At 37.3% G+C, this 12,589-nt stretch carries 12 protein-coding genes and 1 riboswitch; of the genes, 11 read left to right on the top strand and 1 reads right to left on the bottom strand.

Annotation, left to right across the window (positions count from 1 at the left end; all coding sequences use genetic code 11):
• The first annotated feature begins 81 nt into the window (after positions 1-81).
• From ACFQU5_RS18975 to ACFQU5_RS18960, 4 genes are all read left to right on the top strand, one after another.
• Positions 82-1,539, top strand: a complete 1,458-nt coding sequence (locus ACFQU5_RS18975) for an amino acid permease (protein ID WP_390291566.1) — start codon at positions 82-84, stop codon at positions 1,537-1,539.
• 144 nt (positions 1,540-1,683) lie between these two features.
• Positions 1,684-2,373, top strand: a complete 690-nt coding sequence (locus ACFQU5_RS18970; RefSeq protein WP_390291563.1) for a hypothetical protein — start codon at positions 1,684-1,686, stop codon at positions 2,371-2,373.
• Between the two features lie 180 nt (positions 2,374-2,553).
• Positions 2,554-2,655: riboswitch (purine riboswitch) on the top strand.
• A gap of 199 nt (positions 2,656-2,854) precedes the next feature.
• Positions 2,855-3,427 carry a xanthine phosphoribosyltransferase gene (locus ACFQU5_RS18965; protein ID WP_390291560.1) on the top strand — a complete coding sequence of 191 codons (573 nt, stop codon included), beginning with the start codon at positions 2,855-2,857 and terminating at the stop codon, positions 3,425-3,427.
• A 32-nt stretch (positions 3,428-3,459) separates the two neighbouring features.
• The gene (locus tag ACFQU5_RS18960) at positions 3,460-4,761 is read left to right on the top strand and encodes a nucleobase:cation symporter-2 family protein (RefSeq protein ID WP_390291557.1); all 1,302 of its coding nucleotides are present in this window, start codon (positions 3,460-3,462) and stop codon (positions 4,759-4,761) included.
• Positions 4,762-4,811: 50 nt separating this feature from the next.
• Here the strand turns inward: ACFQU5_RS18960 and ACFQU5_RS18955 are convergent, their stop codons facing one another.
• The gene (locus ACFQU5_RS18955) at positions 4,812-5,762 is read right to left on the bottom strand and encodes a carbohydrate kinase family protein (RefSeq protein ID WP_390291553.1); all 951 of its coding nucleotides are present in this window, start codon (positions 5,760-5,762) and stop codon (positions 4,812-4,814) included.
• Between the two features lie 306 nt (positions 5,763-6,068).
• Here ACFQU5_RS18955 and ACFQU5_RS18950 point away from each other — a divergent pair, with 306 nt between their 5' ends.
• From ACFQU5_RS18950 to ACFQU5_RS18920, 7 genes are all read left to right on the top strand, one after another.
• Entirely contained in the window at positions 6,069-6,494 is a 426-nt protein-coding gene (locus tag ACFQU5_RS18950; protein WP_390291550.1) for an RbsD/FucU family protein, read from the top strand.
• 10 nt (positions 6,495-6,504) lie between these two features.
• Positions 6,505-7,269, top strand: a complete 765-nt coding sequence (locus tag ACFQU5_RS18945) for a DeoR/GlpR family DNA-binding transcription regulator (RefSeq protein WP_390291547.1) — start codon at positions 6,505-6,507, stop codon at positions 7,267-7,269.
• A 40-nt stretch (positions 7,270-7,309) separates the two neighbouring features.
• On the top strand, positions 7,310-8,806 hold the full coding sequence (locus ACFQU5_RS18940; RefSeq protein ID WP_390291544.1) for a sugar ABC transporter ATP-binding protein: 1,497 nt from the start codon (positions 7,310-7,312) through the stop codon (positions 8,804-8,806).
• Positions 8,807-8,823: 17 nt separating this feature from the next.
• On the top strand, positions 8,824-9,819 hold the full coding sequence (locus tag ACFQU5_RS18935; protein WP_390291541.1) for an ABC transporter permease: 996 nt from the start codon (positions 8,824-8,826) through the stop codon (positions 9,817-9,819).
• Between the two features lie 82 nt (positions 9,820-9,901).
• Positions 9,902-10,909, top strand: a complete 1,008-nt coding sequence (locus tag ACFQU5_RS18930) for an ABC transporter substrate-binding protein (RefSeq protein WP_390291538.1) — start codon at positions 9,902-9,904, stop codon at positions 10,907-10,909.
• A 57-nt stretch (positions 10,910-10,966) separates the two neighbouring features.
• Positions 10,967-11,947 (top strand): Gfo/Idh/MocA family protein, encoded by a 981-nt coding sequence (locus tag ACFQU5_RS18925; protein WP_390291535.1) that lies wholly within the window; start codon positions 10,967-10,969, stop codon positions 11,945-11,947.
• On the top strand, positions 11,935-12,579 hold the full coding sequence (locus ACFQU5_RS18920; protein ID WP_390291532.1) for a class II aldolase/adducin family protein: 645 nt from the start codon (positions 11,935-11,937) through the stop codon (positions 12,577-12,579). The genes ACFQU5_RS18925 and ACFQU5_RS18920 overlap by 13 nt, the downstream gene beginning before the upstream one ends.
• Positions 12,580-12,589 lie beyond the last annotated feature (10 nt).

Here is a 12,589-nt window from a genome sequence, read left to right as displayed (position 1 = left end):
TTATTTTTTACATCATATAACGTTTCTGTTGGATAAATTGGACATACTAAAGTAAGTGTATTTTAAAGGAGATTTTTTTGCATGAGTGACAAAAATAGTAAGAAAAATAATCAACCTGAGCTAAAAAGGGGATTGAAAAGTCGTCATATTGCGATGATCTCTCTTGGTGGAACAATAGGGACAGGCTTATTTTTAGCCAGTGGTGCTTCCATTGCACAGGCTGGTCCGGGTGGTGCACTTGTTGCATACGCAGTGATTGGGATCATGGTGTATTTCCTGATGACAAGTCTTGGGGAAATGGCTGCTTTCATGCCAACTTCGGGATCTTTTAGTACATATGCAACAAAGTTTGTTGATCCCGCCTTTGGATTTGCCATGGGTTGGAATTATTGGTATAACTGGGCAATTACAATTGCCGCCGAAATATCTGCTGTATCACTTATTATGAAGTATTGGTTCCCTGATAGTTCATCGGCTCTATGGACAGTATTATTTATTGCGGTTGTATTAACATTTAATCTGTTATCTGTAAGAGCTTATGGGGAAAGTGAATATTGGTTTGCGATGATCAAAGTGATTACAGTTATCGTATTTATCATTGTTTCGTTCTTAATGATCTTTGGCATTTTACAAGGTCATGATCCAATTGGATTTGGGAACTTCTTTGTGGGAGATGCTCCATTTAATGGTGGCTTCCTTGCCATTTTCGGTATTTTCTTAGCAGCAGGTTTTTCATTCCAAGGGACAGAACTGTTAGGAATTACAGCAGGGGAAACAGATGACCCGGGAAAGAATATTCCAAAAGCTGTTCGCTCAGTATTTTGGAGAATTTTATTATTTTATATTTTAGCTATTTTAGCTATTGGCTTACTGATTCCATATACAGATTCAAGATTGTTATCTGAGGATATAGCGGTTTCGCCATTTACATTAGTTTTTGATAAATTAGGAATTGCTTTTGCTGCATCAGTAATGAATGCGATTATTTTAACGGCGATGCTTTCTGCAGGAAACTCTGGACTTTATGCATCATCTCGTATGCTTTGGCAGCTGGCGGTAGATGGCAAAGCGCCTAAAATCTTTGCCAAGCTATCTAAAAGAGGGATTCCGGTCTATGCTTTACTAGCAACATTAGCTGTGGGATGTCTTGCCTTTTTATCTTCCTTCTTTGGGGATGGTGTTGTATACATGTGGCTATTGAATGCATCCGGATTATCCGGATTTATCGCTTGGGTGGGGATTGCCATCAGCCATTACCGTTTCCGTAAAGCCTATGTATTACAAGGACATGATATAAACTTGCTTCCTTATAAAGCACGATTCTATCCATTTGGACCTTTATTTGCATTAATCGTTTGTTTGATTGTTATTGTGGGGCAAAACTATACAGCATTTTCTCTAGGGTCGATTGACTGGTATGGAATTGCAGTATCCTATATCGGGATTCCGCTCTTTATTGCTTTATGGTTAGGCTATAAAATTAAATATAAAACGAAAATTGTACCTTTAAAAGAGTGCGATGTTGATACACATAGATAATTTACAATCGGTAAAATTCATTAGATGGGTTTTACCGATTTTTTTCATATGAGGAAATTAAACTTTTCTTATTATTTTGAAAGGCGTACTTGCTATAATGGATATAGTAAATTTAAGCACTAGAGGTAAAAGGAGTAGAAGAATATGGCAGTATCAGCGGGCTTTTTAAAAAAAATTCAGCGTTGGGTAATAGACGATCAATCAGGAGAAATGCTATTTTTACCATTTCAGTCACAAGGCAACCCGTATAAATCAAAAATGCTACTTGTTGGAGCTACTCCAGAACCATTGATACAAGTAAATACTTCAGATTTTGAAATCTTAGCTGAAACATTAGTTGATTCCAGTTTATTTGGTGATTTATTTCAAGATGAAATCGGGGAAGCATCGCGGGAATACAAGGGCTCTTTGAATTTTGCGTCTTGGGTAAAAGAAAACTTGAACGAACAAGTTGTCCTTTCCAGTATTAATTGTCTTAATTTGGAAAATGCAGAATTTAAACAATTGAAAAAAGATAGGGATCCTTTATATTTAAAGGGCTTCGATATATTTACAGACGTAATTAATGAACTTGAACCGGAAATTTTGGTCATTCAAGGCTCACCAGCTTATAAACTGTTTATGGAACATTTTAAAGAGCAATTAGAAGATATTGAAGTAGAAGACATGGCGATTTCTGTACAGACTTTGGAACAAAAAGGGGTCATCGCTAAACTTCGTTTGAACAATGGCCGAAATGTGAACATCTTGGTTTGCAGAAGTATGGGGGCTTTTGGAAAAGAAGGGAAAACCTTTATAGAATTTAAAGCTACTATAGAAGAATTATTGAAATAATCTGTAATAAATAGAACGTTTTAAGGGAAAAAACGAACATTATCTTCGATGTTGGTAAAATAAATAGCTAATTTCCGAATAATTAGAATCATTTTATTATTTGGTATGTTATTGCAATCAATAGAATCCATGTTTATAATGAGGACATTCTTAACGAAAACTTAACATTCAGCTGTTTCACAACAGCCTTTATATTTCACTCATATAATAGCGGGAATATGGCTCGCAAGTTTCTACCGACTTACCGTAAATAAGTTGACTATGAGAGAGACAATGTTTAGTTTCGAATGAGCTGTTATAAGCAATTTCGACTCTATTAACTTTCGAACCTTCAACTCGAAAGACTTGTTCTGCTCATAGCGGAATAAGTTTTTCGAGTTTTTTGTTTTTTAGGACAATACCTTATTGGAAATTAAATCAAGTGTATGTAACTAAAGCCTATAATCCAATAGTACAAACCACAAAGAGAGGGAATTCTAGCATGCAACTATTAAAAGATAAAATTCTTAAAGAAGGAAAGGTTCTATCAGATACAGTCTTAAAGGTAGATTCTTTTTTAAATCATCAAATCGATCCATTATTGATGAAAGAGATTGGTGAAGAATTTGCAAACCGTTATTCAAATGAAATCATTACAAAAGTCTTAACAATTGAATCTTCAGGTATTGCGCCAGCGACAATGCTGGGACTGACAATTGGAGCACCGGTTGTATTTGCGCGTAAAAGAAAATCTTTAACACTGTCAGGCAACCTTTATTCATCAGAAGTACATTCTTTTACAAAAAATGAAACAAATGAAATTTCTGTTTCAAAAGACTTCTTATCAGCAGATGACAATGTGTTGATTATTGATGACTTTTTAGCAAATGGAGAAGCGGTGAAAGGCTTGCTTGAAATCGCTCGTCAGGCTGGTTCCAATGTAATTGGTGTAGGGATTGTCATTGAAAAAGGCTTCCAGCAAGGCGGAATGCTTTTACGTGAACAAGGAATTCGGATTGAATCTTTAGCGAACATTAAATCTTTAGCAAATGGACAAGTTGAGTTTTTCGACTAATAAACAAACATCATTAGGAGGATATTGTTCCCATGAATAATGTAAAAGCAACAACACTTGGAATTCAACATTTACTTGCGATGTATGCAGGCGCCATTTTAGTTCCACTGATTATCGGAGGGGCTTTAGGGTTTGATTCAACGCAAATGACGTATTTGGTAGCAATTGATATTATGATGTGTGGTATTGCAACACTTCTGCAAGTAATGAGAGGTAAAGCATTCGGTATTGGTTTACCAGTTGTATTAGGCTGTACATTTACAGCGGTAAGTCCAATTATTGCAATTGGTTCTGATAAAGGAATTGGCGCAATTTATGGAGCCATCATTGCTTCAGGGATAATTGTAATTGTAATATCCGGGGTTTTCGGGAAACTAGTAAAGTTCTTTCCGCCTATCGTAACAGGATCTGTTGTAACAATCATTGGTATTTCATTAATTCCGGTAGCAGTAAATAACATGGGTGGAGGACAAGGTGCAGAAGATTTCGGCTCTGCAATAAACGTTTCTTTAGCTATGATTACGTTACTCTTCATTCTATTGATCTATCGCTTTACTACTGGATTTACACGCTCTATCTCAATTTTACTTGGGTTAGTAGTTGGGACAGTTCTTGCGGCTTTCTTTGGGAAAGTTGACTTTTCGCCAGTTGTCGATGCTTCTTGGTTCCATATGGTGCAACCGTTCTATTTTGGAACACCAACCTTTGATATTGGGGCAATCATTACAATGACATTGGTAGCAATGGTGTCTTTAGTAGAATCATCAGGTGTTTATTTTGCGCTTAGTGATATTACGAAAAAACCAGTAGACTCAAAAGACTTATCTCGTGGATATCGTTCAGAAGGTTTAGCTTCAATTATTGGTGGGATTTTTAATGCGTTCCCTTATACAACATTCTCTCAAAATGTAGGGCTATTAAAAATGACAGGTGTAAAAGAACGCAAAGTCATCTTCATTACAGGTGCCTTATTAGTAGTACTTGGTTTCTTGCCAAAAGTAGCAGCTTTAACAACAATTATTCCGACAGCTGTATTAGGAGGGGCAATGCTTGCCATGTTCGGTATGGTCGTAACACAAGGAATTACAATGCTGGCACCTGAAATCATGCGTTCTCCTGAGAATGCCATGGTAGCAGCAATCGCAGTCGGTTTAGGAGCAGGAGTTGTTTTTGTTCCAAATATCTTCGCGGTTTTACCGGAATGGGCTTCGGTCTTAACTTCAAACGGTATTGTTTGTGGCTCTGTAACGGCAATTATTTTAAATATTTTATTTAACATGGTTGGTCCGAAAAAAGTAGATGCCATGCACACACCAACATTAGAAGTAGAATAAAAGATATGGGTAATCTCATGGGGTGTTCGCGCCCCATGAGATTACCCTTTTTATATGCTTTGAACTTCCGCTAGAGTGGGTAAAGCTTCGATAGCCCCAACCTTTTCACAGACCTTCGCGGCTGTTTTGTTGCTAAAATGTACGATTTTTTGCCATTCCGTAAAGTTTAAAGAATGAGGGCTTTCAAACTTACTAAGTTGATAAAGGGTTGCTCCTACAAATGCATCGCCAGCACCAGTCGTATCGACTGCATGAATCGGAATACTAGGCATAATGGCAGTGGCGCCTTTGTAAGAAAGAAAAGTTCCATCTTTTCCAAGAGTGATTGCAATACATTCAGCTCCGAGGCGGTGAAGCTCGGAAACCGCTTTTGTTATATCGGTTTCATTGGTTAACAGAGTTAGCTCCTCATCACTTACCTTTAAAAAATCACATTCGGCAATTAAATCACGTGCCAACTTTACGAACTCGGCTTCTTGTCCCTTCCATAAATCAGTTCGGAAATTTGGGTCAAAGGAAATATAGGACTGGTTGTCTTTAGCCGTTTTAAATAAAGTTCTATAAGTCTGTTGCAACGGACCTGGAAGAAGGGCGGTGGCAGAGCCGAAATGGACATGCTTCATAGATTCAAATATATTTTGGGGAATTTCATCAATCGATAAATAGGCATCTGCACCACGATTGAAAATAAAATCACGCTGCCCATCTTCCTGCAATGAAACGAAGGCTAGCGTGGTTGGATGAGTATTGTCTTTCACTAAGAGAGTTGTATTTACATTTACTTTCTCCAGGGAATTTTTCAGAAAATCACCAAAGGCATCATTCCCTACTTTTCCACAAAAGTGAGCTTTCCCACCAAGTTTCGCGATAGCTGCACAGACATTTGCGGGGGCCCCACCAGCTCGTTTCGTAAACATATCGCTATCTACTAAATTGGCATTTCGATCCGTACTAAAGAAATCGATTAAAAGTTCCCCTATACATAAAATTGGTTGATTCATGTTCGTATGTCCTTTCAATAATCTACTTCTTAATTGTTTATTTCGATTAAAGAAATGAAAAATCCTCTACAAGGAAAATTTTCAAAAACTTTTCGACAATTTTTATTATATAAAAAAACCGAAAAGTAAGCACGAAAGGTAAAACTATAGAGTATTTCAAGCTATAACTATTCAATAAAGTTATATGACAATGATAATTTTATAAAATGTCGAAAAAACTCTCGAAAATGCCCAAAAATTCTTATTGAATATTTAGAAAATATTGATAATATAAAATAAAATCCAATTAAACAAAGGTGAAACCACATGCTCAAAAATATAAAATGTTGTATTTCGCCCGATTTGATGAAAATCCTTATGGAAATGGGCCATGGAGATGAAATTGTTCTTGCTGATGGCAACTTTCCAGCTGCCTCCCATGCTAAAAGACTGGTGAGATTAGATGGAAACAATATTCCGGCCATACTAGCAGGCATATTACATCTAATGCCTTTAGACACGTATGTTGAAAATCCAGTTTCCTTGATGATGCATGGAGTTGAAGTAAAACGGCCTTCTATTTGGAAAGAATATGAAGAGATTGTGAGAAATGAAGAAACCCATTTTAAAGCCCAATATCTAGAGCGTTTCGAGTTTTACGAAAGAGCAAAAAGTGCTTATGCCATTGTGGCTACAAGTGATAATGCGCTTTACGCCAATATCATCTTAAAAAAAGGTGTCGTAACAGAATAGGAGAATGTGAATGTTTGCTGAAGAAAGGCAAATACAAATAGTGAGAGAGCTTAATGCTCAAGGGAACGTTAAAGTTGCTCAGTTAAGTGAAAAGTTTAAGGTCACTGTTGAAACAATTCGTCGTGATCTTGAAAAACTAGAAGCAGAGAATAAATTGGTTCGTACTCATGGTGGAGCAATTACAGTTGAAAGTCGTGACGATGATGAAATTCCTTTTAACGACCGAACGATTTTAAATCGAGAAGAAAAAATGAGTATTGTCAATGTTGCAAAGCAGCTTATTCAAGAAAAGGATGTCATATTTTTAGATGCAAGTTCAACATCGCTCTATTTAGCTAAAGAACTACCGAATATTAATTTGACCGTTATAACTAATTCGATCTTAATTGCTTATGAATTATTTAGTCGTTCGAATATTCAAGTTGTGATGACTGGCGGCAATTTAACTAAATCATCTTTATCACTAGTAGGGCCATCAGCTATTCGGACAATCAAGTACTATCATATCAATAAAATCTTTTTCTCCTGTAAAGCATTTGATATGGATTGGGGCATTAGTGATTCAAATGAACAACAAGCCGCAGTCAAAAGAGAAGTAATAGAAATGGCTGAAGAGAAAATATTACTTCTCGATTATTCAAAAATAAATAAACGTTCGTTTGTATTTATTGAAGATATGAATGTGCTTGACTATTTGATCGTCGATAAGAAGGCAGATTTACAATACTTGCAGAAATTAGAGAACGCAGAAATTAAATTACTTGTCGGAGAATAGCGTAATAGTGAAGTTACACTAAAGTTGGGGGTGATTGGGGATGTCAAAACTGTTAGAAATGCGCGATATATCTAAAGCATTTCCAGGAGTTCAAGCCTTATCGAATGTTTCTATCGATCTAAACAAGGGGGAAGTACTTGCTTTAATTGGTGAAAATGGAGCAGGAAAGTCTACCTTAATGAAAATTTTGACAGGCATTCATAAAGCGGATCAAGGGGAAATTCTGCTAAACGGAGAAAAGGTCGAGGTAACTGACACAAAGAAAGCAACCGAATTAGGGATATCCATGATCCATCAGGAATTGAACCTAATGAAAGATTTAACTATTGCTGAGAATATTTTCATCGGAAGAGAACCCAAAGGTTTCATGAACTTATTCATAAAGGATCAGGAATTGAACCAAATGACAAGAAACCTGTTTGATCAACTATCACTCGATTTAGATCCTAAAACAAAAATTGAACACTTAACAATTGCAAAGCAACAAATGGTGGAAATCGCGAAAGCGCTTTCTTACGAATCGAAAATTTTAATAATGGATGAACCTACCACTGCTTTAACAGAGCCAGAAATCGACGTGTTATTTGAGATTATCGAAAATTTGAAAAAGTCAGGTGTAGGAATTATTTATATTTCACACCGAATGGATGAACTGAAACGTATTTCAGATCGAATTACTATTATGCGTGATGGTGAATATGTAGACACACTACAAACCAGCGAGACAGATATAAAACAAGTCATTCATTTAATGGTGGGGCGTGAAGTTTACATTGAGTCAAAACCGAACATTCAAAAGGATAATAGTGAAGTTGTATTAGAAATGAAAAATGTTTCAACTAATACGAATCTAAAAGGAGTGTCCTTTGCCCTGCGAAGGGGCGAAATTTTGGGATTCGCAGGATTGATGGGCGCTGGTCGCACAGAAGTTGCGAATGCAATCTTTGGAATCGATAAGATAAAGTCAGGTGAAATTTATTTAAATGGTAAAAAGGTGAAAATTTCAAATCCAACTCAAGCTGTACAAAAGGGGATTGGCTTTTTGACAGAGGATCGCAAGCATTTAGGTCTACTATTGGATATGGATGTAAAGACGAATGTAACCCTTGCTTCTGTACAAAATTTCCAACGAGGTGGATTTGTGCAGGAAGATAAAATTGCTAAAACAGCTGAACATTTTGTCGAGAAGCTAAAAATAAAAACGCCTTCCATTCACCAACAAATACGTTTTTTGTCAGGAGGAAATCAACAAAAAGTCGTAATTTCAAAATGGCTCTTAAGAGATTGCGATATTTTAATATTTGATGAACCAACACGAGGTATTGATGTGGGTGCAAAGGGTGAAATTTATAAACTATTGGAGGATTTAGCGAACCAAGGGAAATCCATTATTATGATTTCTTCGGAGCTGCCGGAAATTTTAAGAATGAGCCATCGAATTGCTGTCATGTCAGAAGGCAGGATGACAGGAATAATCGATGCAGTAGATGCTAGCCAAGAGAAAATTATGGAACTTGCAACAGCTTATAGAGATTGAAAAAGGGGGTGTCAATTTTGAAAGCGGATTCAATACAAGGACAATTAGAAACGCCAAAATTGAAAAAAACAACAGGGGGAAAATTGCAACAATTTTTGGCAATTGGAAGTTTAGTAGTTTTGGTTATCTTTTTCTCGATTGCTTCACCGAATTTCATGCAGTGGAGTAATGTTATCGGTATTTTACTTTCAACAGCGGTAATTGGCATTTTGGCTTTAGGGGCAACTTTCGTCATTATCACTGGTGGCATTGATTTATCGGTTGGTACAGTAATGACCTTAAGCTCAGTCATGACAGGAGTAATCATTGTAAATGCGAATTTGCCAATTATCTTTGGGATAATCGGAGGCATTTTAACAGGGGCACTATGTGGAATGCTTTGTGGATTTGCCATTACAAAACTAGGTATTCCACCATTTGTTGCAACACTTGCCATGATGATGATTGCCAAAGGGTTAGCTTTAGTAATATCAGATGCGGCTCCTATTTATTTTACGGACAATGAATTCTTCTCCAAGATTGCCCTAGGTACCATCATTCCGGGAATTGATATACCGAATGCGGTCTTAATCTTTTTCGTATTAGGTATTATTGCTGCAGTCATTTTATCTAAGACCATCCTTGGGCGATTTAATTTTGCAATTGGAAGTAATGAAGAAGCAACAAAACTATCGGGGATTAGTGTGGATCGTTGGAAAATTGCAATTTATGGTTTAGCTGGAGTATTTACAGGGATTGCTGGTGTATTAATGGCTTCACGTCTAAATTCGGCTCAACCAGCCCTTGGTCAAGGGTATGAATTGGAAGCGATTGCAGCTGTGGTAATTGGAGGAACGTCATTAAGTGGAGGAAAAGGGACTATTATCGGGACTATTATTGGTGCCTTAATAATGAGTGTACTAACAAATGGATTACGAGTACTTTCCATCCCACAAGAATGGCAAACAGTTGTAGTTGGGGTAGTCATTATCTTTGCTGTATATATGGATATTTTACGTAGAAGAAAGAAGTAATACTAATGGGGAAATGATAAAAACGGTATTAAGCCATTGTTGGCTATTATACAAGACAGTAAGATCCAAGGGGGATGTTTCTATGAAAAAACGTTTTTGGTTAATGGGTATTATGCTGTTGCTGGGTTTATTACTGGTGGCATGTAGTGAAAACGGTAGTTCATCATCTGAGTCTGCAGATTCACAAGGCTCAACTGATGCTTCTGGAGAGGGCAGCGACAAACCGTATGTAGCAATTGTATCGAAAGGTTTTCAGCATCAATTCTGGCAAGCGGTAAAACAAGGGGCTGAACAAGCTGCCGAAGAATTTGATGTAGAGATTACTTTTGAAGGTCCTGAGAGTGAATCTCAAGTCGACAAACAAATCGAAATGCTGCAAGCGGCATTAGATAAAAAGCCTGACGCAATCGGGTTTGCAGCGCTTGATTCTCAAGCATCAGTAGGGTTATTAGAAACGGCACAAAATGAGGATATTCCAGTTATTGCTTTTGACTCTGGTGTAGAGAGTGATATTCCATTAGCAACAGCTTCCACTGATAATGAAGCAGCGGCAGCACTTGCAGCAGATAAAATGGCAGAGTTGATTGGGGAAGAAGGAAAAGTCGCTTTAGTTGTTCATGACCAAACTTCTATTACAGGTATTAGTCGCCGTGATGGGTTTGTCAATCAAATTGAAGAGAAATATCCGAATATTGAAATAGTTGATATTCAATACGGTGGTGGAGATCACTTGAAATCAACAGACTTAGCAAAAGCAATTATGCAAGCACACCCAGACTTAAAAGGTATTTTTGGATCAAATGAAGGTTCAGCGATCGGTGTTATAAACGCTGTTCAAGAAATGAATAAAATTGGAGAAATTACCCTGGTTGGTTTTGATTCAGGTAAGCAACAAATCGATGCAATTAAAAATGAGGTAATGGCCGGAGCCGTAACACAAAATCCAATGGGTATTGGTTATGAAACAGTAAAAGCAGCAGTTGCAGCGATTAACGGCGAGACAGTTGAAAAGCAAATTGATACTGGATTCTATTGGTACGACAAAGATAATCTCGAAAGCGAAGAAATTCAATCAGCTATTTATGAATAAGTGATTTGAGTTGAGGAGCTGAAATTAAGCAGCTCCTCTTCTAAGGAGGTTAAGACAATGGTAATTCGGTGGGGGATATTGGGAGCAGCTACAATTGCAAAGGAAAAAGTATTACCAGCTATCCAAAAAGCAGGTGGTGAAATTGTTGCAATTGCTAGTAAATCTAAATCTGTAAGCAAACTTAAAGAGCAATACAACATATCCTACACTTTTGACGATTATGAACAGCTATTGAAAGTTGAGGAAATTGAAGCTGTCTATATTCCACTACCTAATAGTGAACATTTTCATTGGGTGATGAAATCGATTGAGTATGGAAAGCACGTTTTAGTTGAAAAACCGATTGTTCTTACAAAAAGTGAGCTTTTGCAGATTAAAGAAAAGGCAAGTGAAAAGGGTTTGTTCATCCTTGAAGCTTTTATGTACCGTTATCATCCCCAAATCAGAGAGACGAAGCGATTGCTTGATGAAGGCATAATTGGGGATATAGTAACGATTCGTAGTCAGTTTCATTTTGAACTAGTAGATTGGGAAAATGATATTCGCATTAATCCCTCCTTAGGAGGCGGCGTTCTACGAGATATTGGTTGTTACTGTATTAATATCCAACAACTTCTCCTAGAAGAAGGCGTAAAGAAATTACAAGTAATCCACTCTAAAAAGGGCCCATTAGATGTTCACATAGCAGGAAATCTTCTCTATGAAAATGATGTAGTGGGAATTATAGATTCCAGTTTTTTTGGTAGCTTCTCACAAAATGTAGATATCGTCGGTACAAAAGGCAACATCCGGCTGCCAATCGCCTTTCGAACAGATCTAAATCATCATACGGGTGTAATCGAAATTTTTAGAGATCAGGAGAAAGAGCAAATCTATCTCGAAGGAGATGCTTATCATTTGCAGATTGAACATTTCCACCAAGTACTTTTAGGAGAAACGGAATCTCGCTATACATGGAACGAAATGTTAATGCAAATAGAGTTACTAGAGCAACTTCAAAAGGAAATAGAGGGAGGGGCCAGCATATGTCAAAAGTGATACAAGAGCTTCAAAAATATGCAAAAGAATTAGTAAGTAGTGGTCTTGTTGTTGGTGCGGGAGGAAATCTAAGTATGAGAGATGGGGATTATATGTATATTTCTCCAAGTGGATTCGACCTAAAAGAAATTGCAGATCATGAGTGGGTGAAAGTGCATATTGAAACAGGGCATTATGAAAGCAAAATTCGTCCTTCCTCAGAAGTATTAATGCATCTAGAGTGTTTCCGGAAGAACCCAAGTATCAATGCATGTTTACATGCACATCCCACATACTCTGTTGCCGTTGCTACTGCCGGTAAGGATATTCCACCATTATTCCCAGACTTTCCAGCGATGGTAAAGAAAGTGGGATATATCGATTATGTTATCCCAACAACTTCGTTGCTTGCCGAAAAGGTTGCCGAACTAGTAAGTGACACGGATGTCATGATAATGCGTAATCATGGTGTATTAACCGTAGGAAAAACGATGAAGGAAGCATTCTTCTTCATGCAGTTAACAGAGGAATCTGCCAAAGTATTTACCTACAGTTCAATTTTGGGCCAGCCCCGCATCTTAACAGAGGATGAATGTAGTGCATTACGAGATTTATCTGCGGAAAAATACCGTGCGAGACTTTTAGAAAGGTAGGGAGGTGCTA

It is taken from the genome of Ureibacillus sp. GCM10028918, assembly GCF_042666115.1.
GTDB lineage: Bacteria > Bacillota > Bacilli > Bacillales_A > Planococcaceae > Ureibacillus.
This window is presented reverse-complemented; position numbering and strand designations above follow the sequence as displayed.

Excerpts from the sequence above, each read along its gene's own strand:
- ACFQU5_RS18970 (WP_390291563.1), top strand. The coding sequence starts at position 1,684 with ATGGCAGTATCAGCGGGCTTTTTAAAAAAAATTCAGCGTTGGGTAATA.
- ACFQU5_RS18965 (WP_390291560.1), top strand. The coding sequence starts at position 2,855 with ATGCAACTATTAAAAGATAAAATTCTTAAAGAAGGAAAGGTTCTATCA.
- ACFQU5_RS18975 (WP_390291566.1), top strand. The coding sequence starts at position 82 with ATGAGTGACAAAAATAGTAAGAAAAATAATCAACCTGAGCTAAAAAGG.
- ACFQU5_RS18925 (WP_390291535.1), top strand. The coding sequence starts at position 10,967 with ATGGTAATTCGGTGGGGGATATTGGGAGCAGCTACAATTGCAAAGGAA.
- ACFQU5_RS18945 (WP_390291547.1), top strand. The coding sequence starts at position 6,505 with ATGTTTGCTGAAGAAAGGCAAATACAAATAGTGAGAGAGCTTAATGCT.
- ACFQU5_RS18930 (WP_390291538.1), top strand. The coding sequence starts at position 9,902 with ATGAAAAAACGTTTTTGGTTAATGGGTATTATGCTGTTGCTGGGTTTA.
- ACFQU5_RS18960 (WP_390291557.1), top strand. The coding sequence starts at position 3,460 with ATGAATAATGTAAAAGCAACAACACTTGGAATTCAACATTTACTTGCG.
- ACFQU5_RS18940 (WP_390291544.1), top strand. The coding sequence starts at position 7,310 with ATGTCAAAACTGTTAGAAATGCGCGATATATCTAAAGCATTTCCAGGA.
- ACFQU5_RS18950 (WP_390291550.1), top strand. The coding sequence starts at position 6,069 with ATGCTCAAAAATATAAAATGTTGTATTTCGCCCGATTTGATGAAAATC.
- ACFQU5_RS18920 (WP_390291532.1), top strand. The coding sequence starts at position 11,935 with ATGTCAAAAGTGATACAAGAGCTTCAAAAATATGCAAAAGAATTAGTA.
- ACFQU5_RS18955 (WP_390291553.1), bottom strand. The coding sequence starts at position 5,762 with ATGAATCAACCAATTTTATGTATAGGGGAACTTTTAATCGATTTCTTT.